Raw genomic sequence first — 19,615 nt, forward strand, 5'->3', positions numbered from 1 at the left:
CCCTCAGCCCGCGAGCACCGCCCGGTAGCACTTCGTGACGTACGGCAGCTCGAACGTCTCCCGCCCGGCCAGCTCCGGATGCTCGGCCGCAAGCCTGCGCAGCGAGCCGATCACCGCCGCCTGGGTGTCCGCATCCTTGGTGATGAAGTAACTGCGCGACCTGGCCAGGTCGAGCATCCCGTCGACCGTCATCGGCTGCACCCAGCGCACCTCGTGCGTGTCGAGCGGCCCGAACGGCGCGCCGACCACCGGCTCCACCTCGTCGCTTGCGTACGCGGCGCCGGTGTCCATCAGCTCGCCGAGCTGCCGCACCCAGTCGACGGTCTCGTCGCGGAAGTTCCACACCAGCCCGAGCGCCCCTCCCGGCCGCAGCACGCGCGCCACCTCGGGCACGGCACGCTCCGGATCCACCCAGTGCCACGCCTGCGCGGACAGCACCAGCCCGGCCGAATCGTCGTCCGCCGGAATGCTCTCCCCCGTCCCCAGCCGCACGCCGACGCCCGGGATGCGCTCCCCGAGCACGCGCAGCATCTCCGGCGACGGGTCGACCGCCGTGACCTCGAACCCGCGCTGCATGACGGCGGAGGTGAGCTTGCCCGTGCCGGCGCCGAGGTCGATCACCGGACCGCTCGCGTCGCCGATCAGCCACGAGACCGCCTCGGCCGGGTAGCCGGGCCGCGCTGCGTCGTAGACGTCGGCGGCGAGGTCGAACGAGCGGGCGTGGGCGTCGTGGTCGTTCCGTTCGTACATGCTGCCGATGCTACGCGCGCCGCGACGGTGGATGCGCGGGTGGGCACCGCGCATCCGGCCAGTGGATGCGTGCCCAACGACCGCACGCATCCGCGGCACACCGCCCGTGCATCCCGGCGGCGTCGGTGGGCCGTGCGAGCATGTTCCCGTGCCACTGGACTTCACCGCTATCGACTTCGAGACCGCGAACGGGAGTGCGGCGTCCGCCTGCTCCGTCGGGCTGATCAAGGTGCGGGACGGCAAGGTGGTCGACCGGGTGGGGTGGCTCATCCAGCCGCCGATGGGACACGACTTCTTCCAGGAGTGGAACACGCGCATCCACGGCATCCGCGCCGAGGACGTCGTCGGCGCCGCCGGGTGGATCGACCAGCTTCCCGACCTGATCGCGTTCGCGGAGGACGACTACCTCGTCGCCCACAACGCCGGTTTCGACATGGGCGTGATCCGCGCAGCGTGCACCGCCACCGCCGTCGCCTGCCCCGACTACAGCTACCTCTGCAGCCTGCAAGTCGCCCGCAGGACCTACACGCTCGACTCCTACCGCCTCCCGGTCGCCGCGATGGCCGCCGGATTCGAGGACTTCCATCACCACGACGCCCTCGCCGACGCCGAAGCGTGCGCCGCGATCATCGTGCACGCAGCCCGCCGTCACGGCGCGGCCACCATTGACGAGCTCGCCGCGAGCACGGGCTCCCGCCTCGGCCGGATCGGCACCCCGCAGGCCGCCTGACCCTGCCGCGCCGGCCCGCTGGTGCTAATGTCGGACCAACCCATTTGTCCTGACATGATCGAGGTTTCGGTGCCCCAGAGCGACGGCTCCCTCCCGCAGCACCTCTTCATGGACCTCGACCATGCCGGCCCCGTTCCGCTCTACTTCCAGGTGGCCACCCGGATCGAGAACGCCATCGTCGACGGCGAACTGCCCCCGGGATCCCGGCTGGAGAACGAGATCGCGCTCGGCGAGCGCCTCGGCCTGTCACGGCCCACCGTCCGCCGCGCCATCCAGGAACTGGTCGATAAGGGCCTCGTCGTACGCCGCCGCGGCATCGGCACCCAGGTCGTGCACGGCCCGGTCACCCGGAAAGTGGAGCTGACCAGCCTCTACGACGACCTCGCCCGCGACGGCAAACATCCGGAGACCACGCTGCTGCTGCACGAGGTCATCCCGGCCGGCGCCCGGATCGGGGAACTCCTCAACCTCGACGCGTCCAGTCCCGTCCTGCACCTGCGCAGGGTGCGCAGCGCCGACGGCGTGCCCGTCGGCGTGCTGGAGAACTACCTCCCGTCCGACTTCGTCGACATCACCGAGGCCGACCTGGCCGCCCACGGCCTCTACCAGCTGATGCGCGGGCGCGGCACGACCATGCGCGTCGCCCGCCAGCGGATCGGCGCGCGCCGCGCATCCGCGGAGGAGAGCACGCTGCTGGAGATCGACGAGGGCGGACCGGTGCTCAGCATGGACCGCACCGCCTACGACAACTCCGGCAGGGCCGTCGAGTTCGGACACCACTGCTACCGCCCCGACCTCTACTCCTTCGAGATCACCCTCGTCGACAAGTAGGCCGCTGGCCGCCGGCGTCCGTCTCCGGCCACCCCCGCCCCGCCGCCGAGATGCCACTAACTGTCGCGAAACGCCCGGGATGCGCGACAGATACTGGCATCTCGTCCGCGCGCCCGATTTCCCTAACAGCCAGCATATTTATCCGCAGTGGTATACATCTGACCACTCCCTTGCTAACACTTCAGAACTGACGTAATAATGTCCTGACAAAGCACCACAACGCAAGGGAGCGCCCGTGTCAGAACCATCAACGTCCACCGCATCGCCCAGAGCAGGAGGCGGGCTGCCGTCGCCAAGCCGCCGCTACCTCCGCACCGTGACCGTCCTGTCCACCTTCGGCGGCCTGCTGTTCGGCTACGACACCGGGGTCATCAGCGGCGCCCTGCCGTTCATGCGGTTCGCCGACGCCGCGCTCACGCCGCTGCAGGAGGGCATCGTCGTGTCGTCGCTCCTCGTCGGTGCCGCGCTCGGATCGTTCGCCGGAGGCCGCATCGCCGACCGCAGAGGCCGGCGCACGCTTCTCCTCTGGCTGGCCGCGGTGTTCTTCGTCGCGGCGGTCGGCTGCGCGGTCGCGCCGAGCATCGCCGTCCTGGTCACCACGCGCTTCGTCCTCGGCATCGCCGTTGGCGGCGCATCCGTGACCGTCCCGCTGTACCTGGCCGAGATGTCGCCCGCCGCACGCCGCGGCCGGCTGGTCACCCAGAACGAGCTGATGATCGTCAGCGGCCAGCTCGCCGCATTCACCGTCAACGCGCTGATCGCGTCCGTCTTCCCCGACAACGACGGCGTCTGGCGCTGGATGCTCGCCGTCGCGTCCATCCCGGCCGTCGTCCTCTACTTCGGGATGCTCGTGCTCCCGGAGAGCCCGCGCTGGCTCATCCTGCACGGCCGCTTCTCCGAGGGACTCGCCGCCCTGCGGCGCGTCCGCGAGGCCGACGAGGCATCGTCCGAGTTCGACGAGATCCAGGCGCACGCCGCCCCGCAGACTCCGGGCACCGCTCCCCGGCGCTCCGCGTTCTCCGAACTGGCCGTGCCGTGGGTGCGCCGCATCTTCCTGATCGGCATCGGTGTCGCGATGGTGCAGCAGCTCACCGGCGTCAATTCGATCATGTACTACGGCGTGCAGATCCTGCAGCTGGCGGGCTTCGACCAGCAGGCCGCGCTGGTCGGCCAGATCGCGAACGGCGTCATCTCGGTGCTCGCCACGTTCGTCGGCATCTGGCTCCTCGGCAAGGTCGGGCGCCGCCCGATGCTGCTCACCGGACTCGTCGGCACGACCGTCTCGCTCCTCCTGGTCGGTGTCTTCTCGAGCGCACTGGACGGCTCCCCCGCCCTTCCGTTCGTGGTGCTCGGCCTCACGATCACGTTCCTGGCGTTCCAGCAGGGCGCCGTGTCGCCGGTCACCTGGCTGCTGCTGGCCGAGATCTTCCCCGCGCGCATCCGGGGCTTCGCCTTCGGCCTGGCCGCGCTGGTGCTCTGGCTGACGAACTTCCTGGTCGGCTTCCTGTTTCCGCAGCTGGTGGATGCGCTGGGCATTTCGACCACGTTCTTCCTGTTCTTCGCGGTGGGCATCGGCGGTGTCGTCTTCGTGAAGCTCTGCCTTCCGGAGACCCGCGGCCGTTCCCTCGAAGCCCTCGAACGCGACTTCCAGCTCCGGCGCTGAGCAGCGCGAACGCCGAGCAGCACGAACGCCGAGCAGCACGAAACCAACAACTGCCGCGCATCCCCCGGATGCGCGGCAGTTACTGGTTTCTCGGTGCTGGGTCGCCTAGGCGTAGAACGCGGGACGCGGCACGTAGCTGACCTCGACCCGCTTCCCGGAGGCCTGCGCGGACACGCCCGCTTCGCAGACGGCGGCGGCGAGGTAGCCGTCCCAGGCGCTCGGTCCGTCGATCGTGCCGCGGCGCACCGCATCCACCCACCGCTGCACCTCGGTATCGTACGCACGAGCGAACCGCGTCGTGTACGACGGGTGCTCGGCCTGGCGGAACGCTCCGTCCACATAGCGGGCGATGCCCGACGTGCGTCCGATCTCGGCGACGCTGCGCTCGAACACGGCATCCGTGGTCACCTGGTAGCCGAACTGGATGTTCACGCTGATCTCCACGTCCGCCAGCACACCGGATGCGGTCTCCAGCAGCACCAGCTGCGGCTCGCGTAGTCCCTCGGGAGCGAGCGAGTTCCGCCGCGGCTTCCGCACCTCGACGGCCGCGATCGGCTCCCCCACCAGCCACGGGACGACGTCGATCTCGTGCACCACGGAATCGGTGATCAGCATGGTCTCGGTGTACCCGGGAGGTGTCGACGGGTTGCGGTGCGCGCAGTGCAGCGCGAGCAGCGCGCCGGCGTCGCCGGAGTCGATGAGGGCCTTCAGCTGCAGGTATTCCTCGTCGAACCGCCGCATGAACCCCACCTGGATGCGCGGACGGTCCGTCTTCTGCTCGGCCTCCAGGATGCGCAGCGACGATTCGGAGTCCGGCGTCAGCGGCTTCTCGCACAGAATGTCCACCCCGGCGTCGAGCGCCGGCAGCAGCACGGATTCGTGGAACGGTCCGGGCGTCGCGATGATGACGGCGTCGATGTCGTCGTGTTCGAGGGCGTCTTCGACGCGGCTGCGCGTGACGGCACCGGGCGCTCCCGCCGCGGCGGCCGCTGCCCGTGTGGCGTCCGGCTCGACGACGGCCGCGACCTCGGCGCCGGTGATGCGCCCGGCGATGCGGCTGATGTGGTCGGAGCCCATGATCCCGGCGCCGACGACGGCGATCCGGAGCGGTTCTGTGGTCATGCTGGTCTCTTTCGGTGGTGCGGTGAGCGGTGTGGGTGGAGCGTGTGTGCCTTCGGCCGCGCGGGTGGGGGTCAGTCCTGCCTGGCGTGCCGCGTGCATCCGAAGATGTGCTCGCGGGTGCGTTTCGCGATCGGGTACGGACGCTCGATGTCGGTGCCGTACATGTCCTGCTCGACGATGGCGAAGATGTTCTGGTCGATGGCGCTGACGGCTTCGATGATCGGCGCGAAGTCGGGCACGCCGGCCGGCGGCTCCGTCATGACCCCGCGGGCGACCGCCGTGGCGAACGGCACGTCGTTCTTCAGCACGTCGGCGAGGATGTCGGTGTCCACCTGCTTGAGGTGCAGGTAGCCGATGCGCTCCGGGTACGCCCGGATGAGCTTCAGGTTGTCGCCGAGGTAGTAGGAGAAATGCCCGGTGTCGAGGCACAGGTTCGTGTACGCGGCGTCGGTCTCCGTGAGGAACCGCTCGACCTCGCCGTACGTTCCGACGTGGCTGTCGGCGTGCGAGTGGAACTGCTGATGCATCCCGAACTCTTCGAGCAGCGCCTTGCCGAGCTTGTCGTGGCCGGCGGCGAGCTTCGCCCACTGCTCGTCGTCGAGCGTGCGGTTCTCGAGGACCTCCTCGGTGGCGTCGCTGCGCCACAGATCCGGGATCACGACGAGGTGCTCTGCGCCGAGCGCTGTGGCGAGCCCGGCGACCTGCAGCGCCTGATCCCACGCCCGCTGCCACTGGTCCTCCCCCTTGTGGAAGCCGGTGAACACCGTTCCGGCGGACAGCTTCAGTCCGCGCGAGCCGAGTTCGTCCTCCAACTGGTGCGGGTCGGTGGGCAGGTAGCCGTACGGCCCGAGCTCGATCCAGGTGTAGCCGGAGGCGACCACCTCGTCGAGGAAGCGCTGCCACGGAATCTGCTTCGGGTCATCGGCGAACCAGACGCCCCACGAGTCCGGGGCGGTGCCGATCCGCAGGGCGGCGGTGCTGTCTGTCATCGTTCTCCTCGTGTTGCTCGGGATGTTCTGGCTGCTCGGGATGTTCTGGGAGCGCCTCAGCCGACGTAGGGCCGCTGCCGCGCCTTCTGCTCGTCGTACGCATCGCGCGCTGCGCGGGTGCTGTCGAGCTCGGACGCCTCCGCCACGGGCACGTCCCACCAGCCTTCGCCGTCCGGCGAGAACAGCAGGGGGTCGCTGTTGATGTGGATGAGGGTCGGTCCGCTCGCCGCCTTGCCCTGCGCGACTGCCGCCGTGAGGTCGGCGATCGCGTTCGCGCTCGGCTCGACCCGGATCACGTCGACACCGAGACTGGCGGCGTTCGCGGCGAGGTCGACCGGGAGTGCCGGACCGTCGTCGAACGCGTTCGCCGCGTCATCGCGGAACCGGTACCGCGTGCCGTAGCGCTGCGATCCGACCGTGTCGCTGAGGTGCCCGATAGAGGCGTAGCCGTGGTTCTGGATGAGCACGACGATGATCTTCACGCCCTCCGCCACCGCGCTCACCAGCTCGGTGTGCATCATCAGGTACGACCCGTCGCCGACCATCACGATCACGTCGCGGTCGCCTGCGCCACGCTTGGCGCCCATCCCTCCGGCGATCTCGTAGCCCATGCACGAGAACGCGTACTCGACGTGGTAGCCGAGGTCGTCGCGCACCCGCCACAGCTTGTGCAGGTCGCCCGGCAGCGAGCCGGCGGCGCAGACCACCACATCCCGGGGGTCGCTCGCGGCGTTGACCGCGCCGATGATCTCGGTCTGCGACGGACGGTCGAGCCGGCGGTCGACGAAGCTCTCGTCGACCAGCGCATCCCAGGCCCGCTTCTCGCGCGCGATCTCGTCGCGGTAGCCGGACGGCGTTGCGAAGCCGGCGAGCGCGTCGCGGAGGGCGACGAGCGCCTCGCGGGCGTCGGCGATCACGGGAAGCGTCGACCCGTGCTTGTACGCGTCGAACGACGCCACGTTGACGTTGACGAAACGCACCCCGTCCCTGGCGAAGGCCGTGCGGGATGCGGTGGTGAAGTCGCTGTAGCGCGTGCCGATCCCGATCACCAGGTCGGCCTGCGCGGCGAGCCGGTTGGCGGCAGACGTGCCGGTGGAGCCGATGCTGCCGAGCGACAGCGGGTGGTCCCAGGCGATCGCGCCGCCTCCGGCCTGCGTGGTGCCGACCGGGATGCCCGTCGCCTCGGCGAACGCGCGCAGCTCGGCGGCCGCGTCGGAGTAGATCACGCCTCCGCCCGCGACGATGATCGGCCGCTCGGCGGCGGCGATGGCCTCGACGGCGCGGTCGAGCGCACCGCGCTCCGGCACGGGGCGGCGCACGTGCCACTCCCGGTCGGCCAGGAACTCCAGCGGGACGTCCAGCGCCTCCGCCTGCACGTCCTCCGGCAGCGCGATGGTGACGGCGCCGGTCTCGACCGGATCGGTCAGCACCCGCATGGCGCCGAGGGCGGCGGAGAACAGCTGCTCGGGGCGCACGATCCTGTCGAAGAAGCGCGACAGCGGCTTGAACGCGTCGTTGACGCTCATCGAGGCGTCGTGCGGGAGTTCCAACTGCTGCAGCACGGGGTCGGCCACACGGGTGGCGAAGGTGTCGGACGGGAGCAGCAGCACGGGCAGCCGGTTGGTGGTGGCGAGCGCTGCCCCGGTGAGCATGTTGGTCGCGCCGGGCCCGACGGACGCGGCACAGGCGAAGGTTCCCCTCCGCCTCCGCAGGCGTGAGTACCCGACGGCTTCGTGCACCATCGCCTGCTCGTTGCGCGCCTGGTGGTACGGCATCAACGCCGGGTCCTGCACGGAATACTGCTTGAGCGCCTGCCCGATCCCCGCCACGTTGCCGTGCCCGAAGATGCCGAAGGTGCCGGCGATCGTGCGTTCGCGATGGTCGCCGTCGACGGTCCACTGGTGGGCCAGGAACTCGACGATCGCCTGGCTCACGGTCATGCGCTTGGTGCCGCTCACAGGGCTGCTCCTTCGGTGGATGCGGTGGTGGATGCGGTGGTGGATGCGGTGGGCTCGGGTGCGGTGGATGCGGCGCGATCCGGCAGATACGGAAGCCGCGCATCCATCCCCTCCGCCTCCCAGGTCTGGCGCACCCATCCGTGCGCCGGGTCGTCGGTGATCAGCCAGGAGCGTTCCGCATCCGGGCCGGCCATCACGTTGAGGTAGTAAAGGTCGTAGCCGGGCGCGGCGACCGCCGGACCGTGGTATCCGTGCGGCACGAGTGCGATGTCCCCGCTACTCACGCGGGCGTCGATGGCGATCGGCCGCTCCCCCGACGAATACGTCGCGAACACGCCGAACGGCGCAGCGGTTGCCGGCGCATCCACCCCGCGCGTCACCGCCGTCTCGAAGTAGTAGATCTCTTCCAGCCGGGATTCGACGCCCGGCCGGTGCTCGTCGTGCTTGTGCGGCGGGTAGGAGGACCAGTTGCCCGCCGGCGTGATCACCTCGCAGGCGATCAGCGTGGCCGCATCCAGAGCCCCGGGCACCCCGAAATTGTGCACCTGGCGGCTCGACTGTCCTCCGCCGCGCAGCTCGACGGGAACCGCAGACGCCGGAAGGTACGCGGCAGCGCGACGCTCCGCGGCGCCCGTTGCAGCGCCCGACCCTGCGCCGGCCGCCGTCACCGCCTCGGCCACCGCGACCCGACCGTGCCCGCCGATGGTCGCCGCCGTTCCCGCGCCGAGGTAGAGCACATCCGTCGGACCGTCGAACACCGATGCACGCCCGGCCAGCCTCTGCGTCGCCCGCTCGGCCCTCGGCTCCTCGTACTCGACCGTGAACGAGCCCGCCAGCGGCACGATCATCCGCTCCACGTCGCCCGCGGCGAGCGCGACGGTGCCGCCGTCGAGCGCGGCGACACGCAGGCCGGTGTGCTGCCAGCCCGGGATGCGCGCATCCACCACCGACTCCCAGCCGTCCTCCGCGAGGTCGCCGGGGCCGTAGACCCACTCACTGCCGTTGCGCATCGCTGCTCCTACTTGGTCTGCGGGAATCCGAGGTTGATGCCGCCGTGGCTCGGGTCGAGCCAGCGGCTGGTGACGGCTTTCTCCCTGGTGAAGAAGTCGAAGCCGTGCACACCGTACGCTTTCGCGTCCCCGAACAGCGACTGCTTCCACCCGCCGAACGAGTAGTACGCCACCGGCACGGGGATGGGCACGTTGATCCCGATCATGCCGACCTGCACCTCGTTCTGGAACCGGCGCGCCGCTCCCCCGTCGTTGGTGAAGATCGCCGTGCCGTTTCCGAACGCCCCGGAGTTGATCAGCTCGACGCCCTCCTCGTAGCTGGCGACGCGCACCACCGACAGCACCGGGCCGAAGATCTCCTCGGTGTACACCCGGGAGGTGCGGCTCACCCGGTCGATCAGCGTCGGTCCCAGCCAGAACCCGTCCGCTGCGCCGTCGACCTCGATGCCGCGACCGTCGATGACCACGTCGGCGCCATCCGCGATGGCGACGTCGATGTACGACGCGACCTTGTCGCGGTGCTCGCGCGTGATGAGCGGTCCCATGTCGCAGTTGCGGCGGCCGTCTCCCACGCGCAGGCCGGCCACGCGCTCCTTCACCTTGGCGATGAGGTCGTCGGCGACGGGTTCGACGGCCACGACGACGCTGATCGCCATGCAGCGCTCGCCCGCCGACCCGAAACCGGCGTTGACCGCAGCGTCCGCGACCAGGTCGAGGTCCGCATCCGGGAGCACGAGCATGTGGTTCTTGGCGCCGCCGAGAGCCTGGACGCGCTTGCCGTTCCTGGCCGCGGTCTCGTAGATATAGCGGGCGATCGGCGTGGAGCCGACGAACGAGATGGCCTGCACCTCCGGATGTTCGAGCAGGCCGTCGACGGCGACCTTGTCGCCCTGCAGCACCGTGAAGACGCCGTCCGGAAGTCCCGCCTCGGTGAACAGCTCGGCGAGCCAGACCGCGGCCGACGGGTCCTTCTCGCTCGGCTTGAGCACCACCGCGTTGCCGGCCGCGATGGCCACCGGCAGGAACCAGAGAGGGACCATCGCCGGGAAGTTGAACGGGCTCACGATGCCGACGACGCCGAGCGGCTGCTTGAGCGAATACACGTCGACGCCGGTCGACACGTTCTCGGAGTGCTCGCCCTTGATCAGGTGCGGGAACCCGGTGGCGAGCTCCACCACTTCGAGCCCGCGGGTGATCTCGCCGAGGGCGTCGGAGACGACCTTGCCGTGCTCGCTGGTCACGATCTCCGCAAGGTCGCCCTTGCGGGCGTTCAGCAGCTCGCGGAACGCGAACATGACCTGCTGACGCCGCGCCATCGAGGTGTCGCGCCAGCCCGGGAACGCCGCGGCAGCGGACTCGATCGCCGCGGAGACCTCCGCCTCGTCCGCCAGACCGACGTGCGCGCTCGCCTTCCCGACCGCCGGATCGTAGACCGGCGCGAGCCGCCCGCTGGTACTGGGCGTGCGCCGCCCGCCGATGTAGTGCGGGATGACGGGAAGCTCGGTGTCTGACATGGTGCTGGTGCTCCTTCGCGGATGGTTCGTGGCCGGACGCTGTGCCGGGGTGGTGCTGGGTGGTGCTGGGCCTGCGGGGTGGTGCCGGTGGTGCGGTGCGTGTGAGGTGACGGTCAGTGCACGATGGCGGCCGCCCGGTCGACGGCGGACGGCACGTCGCCGTCCTCCGGGTAGAGCAGGGTGCGGCCGACGACCAGCCCCTTCACACCGGGCAGGTCGATGGCGCCCGCCCAGGCGTCGTGCGCCGAGCCCGGCTTGGCTCCCGGCACGGGATCGCCGCCGAGCAGCAGGGTCGGCAGCGTCGTGGCCGACATCACCGCGGCCATGTCGTCGACCACCGGCAGCTTCAGCCAGCTGTATGCCGAGCTGGCCCCGAGACCGGATGCGATGGCCACCGACGTGATGACCGCATCCGTCGACAGGTCGTTGACGACCCGGCCTGCCTCCCACGCGCTCATGAACGGTTCGAGCATGATCGGCAGGCGCGCGGCCGCCGCGGCGGTGACGGCGTCGGCCGAGGCGGCCAGTGTCGCCGCCGTGGCGTCGTCGGCGAGGTTGATCCGCACCAGCAGCTTGGCGAAGTCGAGGCGGGCGGCGACCAGCGCATCCACGTCGTAGGCGGTGAAACGGTCGTCCATCTCGAAGCTGGCGCCGCGCAGCCCTCCGCGGTTCATCGAGCCGACCGCGATGCGGCCGTCGAGGAGTCCGAGGACGGCCAGGTCTTCGATGATGTCCGGGGTGCCGAGCACGCCGTCGACGCCCGGGCGCTCCAGTGCGGAGGCGAGGCGCTGCAGCAGGTCGTAGCGGTCGGCCATCGCGCGCGGGTCGGAGCCGACGCCGAGCGCGCCGCGGGCCGGGTGGTCGGCGGCGACGATGAAGAGGCGCTCGTCGCCGGTGAGCAGGTCGCGGGTCTGGCGGCCGGCGAGCGCCTCCGCGATCTTCGCCGGCTCCGCCGCCCTGATCCTGCGCAGCCTGTCGAAGTCCGCAGCGCTGATCGGTCCGTCAACGGGTGCCACGGGATGCTCCCTCCAGCAGGGCGTCGACCTCCGCGGTCGTCGGCATGGCCGTCGAGCACTCGCGGCGGCTGGCGACGATGGCTCCGGCGACGTTGGCGAACCGGATGACCTGTTCCAGCGGCCAACCGGCCAGCAGCCCGTGGCAGAGCGCACCGCCGAAGCCGTCGCCCGCGCCGAGGCCGTTGACCACCTGCACGGGGAACGGCTCGACCTCCACGGTCTCCGTCCTGGTCTTCGCGAGCACGCCGCGCGGGCCCTGCTTCACCACGGCGAGGTCGAGCCCGCGATCGAGCAGCGCGTCCGCAGCCCGCTGCGGGTCGGACTCGCCGACGGCGATCTCGCACTCCTCGCGGTTTCCCACGGCGACCGTCACCTTCTCGAGCGCCCTGGACACCTCCGCGGTGGCCTCGGCGGGCGACGACCAGAACATCGGCCGGTAGTCGAGGTCGAGGACGGTCAGCGGCGCGCGGCCCCGCGCATCCCATGCCGCGTGGTGGGAGGAACGGCTCGGCTCCTTCGACAGGCCGGTGACGGTGGCCCAGAAGATGCGCGCATCCCGGATGGCGCCGAGGTCGAGCTCGGACGGCTCGATCACCAGGTCTGGCGCGATCGGCTCGCGGTAGAAGTAGAGCGGGAAGTCGTCCGGCGGGAAGATCTCGCAGAGCGTGATCGGGGTGTTGAGGCGGGGCACCGTGGAGACGAAGCGGTTGTCGACGCCGAGCCTGGCGATCTCCGCGCTCACGTAGCGGCCGAGCGGGTCTTCTCCCGTGCGCGTGACGATGGCCGAGCGGCGTCCGTGCCGGGCTGCGGCGACCGTGACGTTCGTCGCGCTGCCGCCGAGGTACTTGCCGAAGGTGCTGACCTCTTCGAGGCCGACGCCGTCTTGCAGCGGATAGAGGTCGACGCCGACCCTGCCGATGGCGAGCACGTCGAAGGGCGGCTCTGCCGTGCCGACCGCGCTGTCTGTGGTGGTCATCCCTCGGTGGCTGCCCTTCGTGGTTCATGTCCTGACATAGTGACATGGACAGCCTATTCACGGCGTGCCCTGCGCGCAACCTCCCAGTGTCGGAGGCCCCTGTCACACTCGAAGCATGGACCCCATCCTCTCCCTCCTCCTCGGACTCCTCGCCGGCCTGCTCATCGGCGCCGGCGTCGGCGGGTACGCCGTCGCCACGCTTCTGCGCCGCCGCGCAGAGTCCGTTGCGCCCTCCGCACCGGTGGAAGACCCTGCGGTCGTCGCCGCACGGCACGCGGCAGAGCTTGCGGAGCTGCGCGCGGCGGAGGCGGCTGTCCAGGCGGAGATCCGGCAGGATCTCGCGGCCACTCAGGCCACGGCGGACTCGCTGCGCGAACAGGTCATCTCGCACCAGCTGCAGTACCGCGAGCTGGTCGAGCGGCACCGGGTCGAGGCGCAGGCGCAGACCGAGCGGGAGCGCGCGGAGAGCAAGGTCCTGCAGGCGCTCGCGCCGGTGCGCGAAAGCCTGAGCGACATGCAGAAGAAGGTCGCCGAGCTCGAATCGCAGCGCAACCAGCAGCACGGCGAACTCGCGCAGCAGCTCAAGTCGGCCACGGAGTCGGAGGAGCGCCTGCGCAGCACGGCGGAGTCGCTGGCGTCCGCGCTCCGCTCCAACAGCACGCGCGGCGTCTGGGGAGAGACCCAGCTGCGCAGCGTTGTCGAGGCGGCAGGGCTCATCGAGCGCGTGGACTTCAGCGTGCAGTCGAGCATCCAGTCGGAGTCGGGCGCAGGCCGTCCGGACATGATCGTGCACCTGCCCGGCGGCAAGTCCATCGCGCTCGACGCCAAGGTGCCGTTCAACGCCTACCTGGAGGCCAGCCAGATCCCGGCGACCGCCACCGGCGCAGACGGCGCACAACGGGATGCGCTGCTCAAGCAGCACGTCAAGGCCGTCCGCGACCACATCACGGCCCTCGGCAACAAGGCGTACTGGACGGGCCTGGACTCCTCCCCCGAGCTGGTGATCGCGTTCATCCCGAGCGAGTCGCTGGTGTCGTCGGCGATGGAAGCCGACCCCTCGATCATGGAGTTCGCGTTCAGCAAGCGCGTCGCCCTCGCCTCGCCGGTCACGCTCTGGTCGGTGCTGAAGACGGTGGCTTTCAGCTGGCAGCAGGATGTGCTCACCCAGGAGGCGAAGCAGCTCTTCGACCTGAGCCGCACGCTCTACACGCGCCTGTCCACCACGGCGACGCACATCGAGAAGCTGGGCCGCTCGCTCGAACGCACGGTCAAGGACTACAACGGCTTCGTCGGCTCGTTCGAACGCCAGGTGTTCCCGGCCGCTCGCAAGCTGAACGCCCTGGACGAGTCCAAGATGATCGGCGTCCTCGAGGGCATCGAGGAGTCGCCCCGCGAGCTCACCGCCTTCGAGCTCGTCGCCGAACTCGGCGACGACGAGGACTCCGACGCTCCGGCCCTCCCCGAGCGCCGCTCCGCCTGACCCGTCCGGCTACAGCTGGTCGGCCTCGAGCCACTTGGCGGCGAGGTGGTCGGCGATCACGCGGCGGATCGTGCCCGACTTCGAGCGCAGCACAATGGACTCGGTCCGGATGATGGGGCCCTTGCGGCGGACGCCCTCCACGAGGCCGCCGTCGGTGACGCCGGTCGCGACGAAGAACGTGTTGTCGCCCTTCACCAGGTCGTCCGCGCCGTAAATGCGGTCCATGTCGAGCCCGGCCGCGATGCCGCCCGCGCGCTCCGCGTCGTCCTTCGGAGCGAGCCTGCCCTGCATGAAGCCGCCGAGCGCCTTGATCGCGCACGCGGTGGTGATGCCCTCCGGACTGCCGCCGATGCCGACGCACATGTCGATGCGCGACTCGTAGCGGGCCGCGTTGATGCCGCCGGCCACATCGCCGTCGAGCATCAGTCTGGTCCCGGCGCCCGCCGCGCGGATCTCCTCGATCAGTCCCTCGTGACGCGGACGGTCGAGCACGGCGACGCGCACCTCGCCGACCGGCTTGCCCTTCGCCTTCGCCAGCTCCCGGATGTTGTCCCCGATCGACTGCGACAGGTCCACCACGCCGAAGCCCTCCGGCCCCGTGACGATCTTGTCCATGTAGAAGACACTTGACGCATCCAGCATTGACCCCCGGTCGGAGACCGCGATCACCGAGAGCGCGTTCTGGCGTCCGGCGGCGGTCAGCGACGTGCCGTCGATCGGGTCGACCGCGATGTCCACCGCCGGTCCCCGGCCGTTGCCGACATGCTCCCCGTTGAACAGCATCGGCGCGTTGTCCTTCTCGCCCTCGCCGATCACGATGAGCCCGTCGAAGTTGACCGTTCCGAGGAACTTGCGCATCGCATCCACTGCCGCGCCGTCCGCCGCGTTCTTGTCACCCCGGCCGATGAAAGGGGTGGCCCGGATGGCCGCAGCCTCCGTCGCTCTGACGAGCTCCATAGCCAGGTTCCTGTCTGGATGCAGGTAGAGGGATGCGGTGTCAGTGCTGATCATGATGGGTCCTCCCGGACGGATTCGGTGCGTCGGCGTCGACGCTGCTTATCGGCGTTGCCAGTGTATCGGCGCGGCATCGCGCGGCCACGGAAAGCGCACGAACGTTCACCCGGGATGCGCGCCGCCCGGACGCCGGGCACCGGCCGGGGCCGCTCCCGGCGGCTCGGTATGATGAGACTCGTTCGACACTTCGACTTCAAGGAGCTGTAATGCCCATCGCCACGCCGGACCAATATGCAGAAATGCTCGACAAGGCGAAGGCCGGTGGATTCGCGTATCCCGCGTTCAACGTGTCGTCGTCGCAGACGATCAACTCGGTCCTCCAGGGCCTGACGGAGGCCGGCAGCGACGGCATCATCCAGGTGACCACCGGAGGCGCCGACTACTTCGCCGGCCAGACGGTCAAGAACCGCGCAGCGGGCGCCATCGCGTTCGCCAAGTTCGCCACCGAGGTCGCGAAGAACTACCCGATCACCGTCGCGCTGCACACCGACCACTGCCCGAAGGACGCGCTCGACAGCTTCGTGCTGCCGCTCATCGCCGCCTCCGAGGAGGAGGTCCGCGCCGGACGCAACCCGATCTTCCAGTCCCACATGTGGGACGGCTCGGCCGTTCCGCTGGCCGAGAACCTCGAGATCGCGCAGGACATGATCAAGCGCACCAAGGCCATCAACGCCATTCTCGAGGTCGAGATCGGCGTCGTCGGCGGCGAAGAGGACGGCGTGCAGCACGAGGGCTCCAACGAGGCGCTCTACACGACCCTCGCCGACGTCGAGAAGGCCGTCGAGGCCCTCGGCCTGGGCGAGAACGGCCGATACATGGCCGCCCTCACCTTCGGCAACGTGCACGGCGTGTACAAGCCGGGCAACGTCAAGCTGCGCCCCGAGCTGCTGAAGACCATCCAGGACGGCCTCGCGGCCAAGTACGGTCACGGCCCGAAGCCGCTCGACCTGGTCTTCCACGGCGGCTCCGGCTCGACCGACGCCGAGATCGCCGAGGCGGTCGCCAACGGCGTCATCAAGATGAACATCGACACGGACACGCAGTACGCGTTCACCCGTTCGATCGCCGACTACATGTTCAAGAACTACGACGGCGTCCTGAAGGTCGACGGCGAGGTCGGCAACAAGAAGCTGTACGACCCGCGCGCGTGGGGCAAGGTCGCCGAGACGGCGATGGCCGCCCGCGTGATCGAGGCGACCCAGCAGCTCGGCTCCGCCGGACACTCCGGCAAGTAGTCCACCGCGGCGGCCGGGGCTCACGCTCCGGCCGCCGTGTCATATCCAGGGAGGGCGGCCGACATGGCCGACGACGAACAGAGACCGGACGAGCGACCGCGCCCCAAATACGGCGAGCTCGCCCCCGAGGGCTGGGTGTGGCATCCGCCGGCGGATGCGAACCGGCTGGACACCACGCATCCCACCGCCGAACCCGACCGCTACGGCGAGCACGGCGACGCCGGGCAGCGCACAGCGGCTGGTCAGGACCAGCGCGCTCCGCACGCCGACCGTCCGTGGTTCGGCCCGCAGAATCCCCAGAATCCCCAGGGCCAGCACCCGCAGGGTCAGCACCCGCAGAACCTCTACCCGCACCCTCAGCACCCGCAGAACGGCCAAAGCCCCCAGCTGCGCTCCGACGCACCGCGCTGGAACATGACGGTCACCGTCGTGCTCATCGTCTTCGGCTTCTTCGGGGCGACGAACTCCATCGGCGGCCTGCTGTCGCTTCCCACCGCGATGCAGCTCATGCACACCAACGAGAACCTCGGCGACTACACCCCCGCAGGCTCCGTGCAGGGCACCCTGATCGCCGGGGCGATCACCGTCGGCCTGATCTGGGCCATCTCCACCGGCCTGTCGGTCTGGCTCCTCGTCAAGCGCAGGATGGCGTTCTACATCCCGCTGATCGCCGGCGTGGTCGCCCTGATCGCGCTGCTCGGCTTCATGTCGGCTGTGCTGCTCACCGACCCGGTGCTGATCGACTTCTACAGCGGGGTCACGCCGACGCCGTCCGGCACCCCGACGCCCTGACGCCCGGACCCGCCGACCCCCTGACTCAGACGACGAACGGCCCGGCGCATCACGCGCCGGGCCGTTCTCCGTCTCCGGATGCTGTTACGCGGCAGCCTGCTCGCGCGCAGCACGCAGCGTGTCGGCGATCGGCGTCGTCGGGCGTCCGATCAGGTCGCTGACCGTCGTCGTCGCGTCGGCGAGGGCGCCGTCGCGGATGTTGCCGTCGAGCGCGACCACGAACCCGGCCGTGCCGTCGTCCAGGCCGGCACCGGTCAGGATGCTCGTGTGCTCCTCCGGGCTCACCGCGCGGTAGACCACGGGCCGTCCGACGATCTCGGACACCGCCTCGGCCAGCTCGGCGAACGACCACGCCTGATCGCCCGAGAGCTCGTAGACGGCGCCTTCGTGGCCGGGCGTGCTGAGCACGACGGCCGCGGCGTCCGCGTAGTCTGCACGGCTGGCGCTGGCCACCCGGCCGTCGCCGGCGCTGGACACGATCTCGCCGGTCGCCTCTGCGGTGTCGAGCTGGCCGACGTAGTTCTCGGAGTACCAGTTGTTGCGCAGGATGGTCACCGGCAGCCCGGACTCGGCGAGCAGCTTCTCGGTGGCCGTGTGCTCCGGCGCGAGGACGAGGTCGGTGTCGTCGGCGTGCGGCGCGCTGGTGTAGACGATCCGTCCCACACCGGCTGCGACGGCCGCGTCGATGGCGTTGGCGTGCTGCTGCACGCGCTGGCCGACCTCGCTGCCGGAGACGAGGAGGAGGGCGTCGGCGCCGGCGAAGGCGGAAGCGAGCGTGTCCGGCTTCTCGAAGTCGATGGTCGCGGTCTGCACGCCCAGGTCGGCGAGCGGGGCCAGCCGCTCGGCGGAGCGACCCAGCGCGCGGATGTCGGCGGCGGGGACCCCGCGCTCGATGAGGGATTCGACGACGAGGCGTCCGAGATGGCCGGTGGCACCGGTGACGACGATGGTCATGGGGAAGTTTCCTTTCGGTCGGTCATCACAGCCAACCACGGCCGGATCCTGATACTTCCCGATGGAGGGTACCCACTTTTTGGTAAGTTACTGACGTGGACACCAGTTTTCAGACGTTGAACGGCTTCGGCTTCACGGACGGCGTGCTTCCGTCCGCCTGCCCCACCCGTGTCGTGCTCAACCACGTCACGAGCACCTGGGGCGTGCTCGTGCTCGTCGCGCTCTCCCAGAGCGACCTCCGCTGGGGCGAACTGCGCCGCACCGTGCAGGGCATCAGCGAGAAGATGCTCGCCCAGACGCTGCGCACCCTGGAGCGCGACGGCTTCGTGCTGCGCACGGCCCAGCCGACCATCCCGCCCAGGGTCGACTACAGCCTCACCCAGCGCGGCCGCGACCTCACAGAGCACCTGCTGCCGCTGATGTCCTGGATCGCTGCCAACGCCGACGAGATCGTCGCACCGCAGGCGGAAAGCGCTTAGCGGGCTGCGTCAGCGGCGTCCGCCGAGCGCGCGCGCATCCTGGTTGCCTGCGAGGTCTTTCCTGAGCTCCTTCGGCAGCGAGAACATCAGGTCCTCCTCCGCCGTCTTCACTTCCTGGACGTCGCCGTATCCGGCGCCGCGCAGGTCGTCGAGGACCTCCTGCACCAGCACCTCCGGCACGGATGCTCCACTCGTCACACCGACCGTTGCCACGCCGTCGAGCCACTCCTGCTTGACCTCGCTGGCGTAGTCGACCCGGTATGCGGCCTTTGCGCCGTACTCGAGGGCGACCTCCACCAGACGCACCGAGTTGGACGAGTTGGCCGAGCCGACCACGATCACCAGGTCGGCCTGCTCCGCGACCTTCTTGATCGCGACCTGGCGGTTCTGGGTGGCGTAGCAGATGTCGTCGCTGGGCGGGTCCTGCAGATTCGGGAAGCGCTCGCGCAGGCGGCGCACCGTCTCCATCGTCTCGTCGACGGAGAGCGTGGTCTGCGAGAGCCACACCACCTTGTCCGGGTCTTTCACCGTGATGGTGTCGACGTCGTCCGGGCTGTTGACCAGGGTGACCTTGTCCGGCGCGTGGCCGGCGGTCCCCTCGACCTCTTCGTGGCCTGTGTGGCCGATCAGGAGGATCTCGAAGTCGTCGCGGGCGAACCGGACGGCCTCGCGGTGCACCTTGGTGACCAGCGGGCACGTGGCGTCGATCGCCTGCAGCCCGCGGTCGGATGCGGCCTGCACCACAGCGGGCGACACACCGTGAGCGCTGAACACGACGTGCGCGCCCTCCGGCACCTCGCCGACCTCGTCGACGAAGATCGCGCCCTGCTGCTCCAGCGTCGACACGACGTGCACATTGTGGACGATCTGCTTGCGGACGTAGACGGGCGCGCCGTAGAGCGCGAGCGCCTTCTCGACGGCGATCACCGCTCTGTCCACACCCGCGCAGTATCCACGGGGTGCGGCCAGCAGGACCCGCTTGTGTCCGACGACCGGGGTATCCTGTAGCCGGCCTCGCGCACCGGGAATCCTCGGCATCGGAAGGCTGATGGTTGCGTCGCTCACCCTTCGATCCTAGGTGAGTGCGCTGAACACTGGTTGG

18 protein-coding genes are annotated in these 19,615 nt (G+C 69.9%); 7 read left to right on the forward strand and 11 right to left on the reverse strand.

Annotated features, from left to right (window positions below; translation table 11 throughout):
* Positions 1–3 precede the first annotated feature (3 nt).
* The gene (locus B7438_RS18290; RefSeq protein WP_256922122.1) at positions 4–750 is read right to left on the reverse strand and encodes a class I SAM-dependent methyltransferase; all 747 of its coding nucleotides are present in this window, start codon (positions 748–750) and stop codon (positions 4–6) included.
* Between the two features lie 148 nt (positions 751–898).
* Here B7438_RS18290 and B7438_RS18295 point away from each other — a divergent pair, with 148 nt between their 5' ends.
* The 3 genes from B7438_RS18295 (at position 899) to B7438_RS18305 (ending at position 3,974) form a co-directional block, all read left to right on the forward strand.
* Positions 899–1,480, forward strand: coding sequence for an exonuclease domain-containing protein (locus tag B7438_RS18295; protein WP_168689740.1), 582 nt, complete (start codon positions 899–901; stop codon positions 1,478–1,480).
* Positions 1,481–1,534: 54 nt separating this feature from the next.
* Positions 1,535–2,311 carry a GntR family transcriptional regulator gene (locus B7438_RS18300; RefSeq protein ID WP_085371118.1) on the forward strand — a complete coding sequence of 259 codons (777 nt, stop codon included), beginning with the start codon at positions 1,535–1,537 and terminating at the stop codon, positions 2,309–2,311.
* Positions 2,312–2,546: 235 nt separating this feature from the next.
* Entirely contained in the window at positions 2,547–3,974 is a 1,428-nt protein-coding gene (locus B7438_RS18305) for a sugar porter family MFS transporter (protein WP_085371119.1), read from the forward strand.
* A 105-nt stretch (positions 3,975–4,079) separates the two neighbouring features.
* Here the strand turns inward: B7438_RS18305 and B7438_RS18310 are convergent, their stop codons facing one another.
* From B7438_RS18310 to iolC, 7 genes are all read right to left on the reverse strand, one after another.
* A complete protein-coding gene (locus tag B7438_RS18310) occupies positions 4,080–5,096 on the reverse strand; it encodes a Gfo/Idh/MocA family protein (RefSeq protein ID WP_085371120.1) in 1,017 nt (338 codons plus the stop codon).
* A 71-nt stretch (positions 5,097–5,167) separates the two neighbouring features.
* Complete coding sequence (locus B7438_RS18315; protein WP_085371121.1) at positions 5,168–6,085, reverse strand: sugar phosphate isomerase/epimerase; 918 nt, start codon at positions 6,083–6,085, stop codon at positions 5,168–5,170.
* A gap of 56 nt (positions 6,086–6,141) precedes the next feature.
* Positions 6,142–8,025, reverse strand: coding sequence for a 3D-(3,5/4)-trihydroxycyclohexane-1,2-dione acylhydrolase (decyclizing) (iolD, locus tag B7438_RS18320; protein ID WP_143466061.1), 1,884 nt, complete (start codon positions 8,023–8,025; stop codon positions 6,142–6,144).
* A 14-nt stretch (positions 8,026–8,039) separates the two neighbouring features.
* Positions 8,040–9,053 (reverse strand): 5-deoxy-glucuronate isomerase, encoded by a 1,014-nt coding sequence (iolB, locus tag B7438_RS18325; protein WP_085371123.1) that lies wholly within the window; start codon positions 9,051–9,053, stop codon positions 8,040–8,042.
* Between the two features lie 8 nt (positions 9,054–9,061).
* Complete coding sequence (locus B7438_RS18330) at positions 9,062–10,567, reverse strand: CoA-acylating methylmalonate-semialdehyde dehydrogenase (protein ID WP_085371124.1); 1,506 nt, start codon at positions 10,565–10,567, stop codon at positions 9,062–9,064.
* Between the two features lie 113 nt (positions 10,568–10,680).
* Entirely contained in the window at positions 10,681–11,583 is a 903-nt protein-coding gene (locus tag B7438_RS18335) for a deoxyribose-phosphate aldolase (RefSeq protein ID WP_256922123.1), read from the reverse strand.
* The gene (gene iolC / locus B7438_RS18340) at positions 11,570–12,559 is read right to left on the reverse strand and encodes a 5-dehydro-2-deoxygluconokinase (protein ID WP_085371125.1); all 990 of its coding nucleotides are present in this window, start codon (positions 12,557–12,559) and stop codon (positions 11,570–11,572) included. The genes B7438_RS18335 and iolC overlap by 14 nt, the downstream gene beginning before the upstream one ends.
* A gap of 115 nt (positions 12,560–12,674) precedes the next feature.
* Between iolC and rmuC the strand changes: the two genes are divergently transcribed.
* Positions 12,675–14,039, forward strand: a complete 1,365-nt coding sequence (gene rmuC / locus B7438_RS18345) for a DNA recombination protein RmuC (protein WP_085371126.1) — start codon at positions 12,675–12,677, stop codon at positions 14,037–14,039.
* 9 nt (positions 14,040–14,048) lie between these two features.
* On the opposite strand, the gene glpX is transcribed toward rmuC, so the two are convergent.
* The gene (gene glpX, locus B7438_RS18350; RefSeq protein ID WP_085371127.1) at positions 14,049–15,050 is read right to left on the reverse strand and encodes a class II fructose-bisphosphatase; all 1,002 of its coding nucleotides are present in this window, start codon (positions 15,048–15,050) and stop codon (positions 14,049–14,051) included.
* A gap of 209 nt (positions 15,051–15,259) precedes the next feature.
* On the opposite strand from glpX, the gene fbaA reads away from it, so the two are divergent.
* Together fbaA and B7438_RS18360 are read left to right on the forward strand one after the other, a co-directional pair.
* Positions 15,260–16,288: a class II fructose-bisphosphate aldolase gene (gene fbaA, locus B7438_RS18355; RefSeq protein ID WP_085371128.1), complete on the forward strand. Its 1,029-nt coding sequence runs from the start codon at positions 15,260–15,262 to the stop codon at positions 16,286–16,288.
* A gap of 63 nt (positions 16,289–16,351) precedes the next feature.
* Complete coding sequence (locus B7438_RS18360; RefSeq protein WP_085371129.1) at positions 16,352–17,080, forward strand: DUF6264 family protein; 729 nt, start codon at positions 16,352–16,354, stop codon at positions 17,078–17,080.
* An 84-nt stretch (positions 17,081–17,164) separates the two neighbouring features.
* Here B7438_RS18360 and B7438_RS18365 read toward each other — a convergent pair whose 3' ends face one another.
* Positions 17,165–18,034, reverse strand: coding sequence for an SDR family oxidoreductase (locus B7438_RS18365; protein ID WP_085371130.1), 870 nt, complete (start codon positions 18,032–18,034; stop codon positions 17,165–17,167).
* A 95-nt stretch (positions 18,035–18,129) separates the two neighbouring features.
* On the opposite strand from B7438_RS18365, the gene B7438_RS18370 reads away from it, so the two are divergent.
* Positions 18,130–18,513 carry a helix-turn-helix domain-containing protein gene (locus B7438_RS18370; RefSeq protein WP_085371131.1) on the forward strand — a complete coding sequence of 128 codons (384 nt, stop codon included), beginning with the start codon at positions 18,130–18,132 and terminating at the stop codon, positions 18,511–18,513.
* Between the two features lie 9 nt (positions 18,514–18,522).
* Here B7438_RS18370 and B7438_RS18375 read toward each other — a convergent pair whose 3' ends face one another.
* A complete protein-coding gene (locus B7438_RS18375) occupies positions 18,523–19,551 on the reverse strand; it encodes a 4-hydroxy-3-methylbut-2-enyl diphosphate reductase (RefSeq protein WP_085371150.1) in 1,029 nt (342 codons plus the stop codon).
* Positions 19,552–19,615: the final 64 nt, after the last annotated feature.

The sequence above is a fragment of the Leifsonia sp. NCR5 genome (genome assembly GCF_002105485.1).
Lineage (GTDB): Bacteria > Actinomycetota > Actinomycetes > Actinomycetales > Microbacteriaceae > Leifsonia.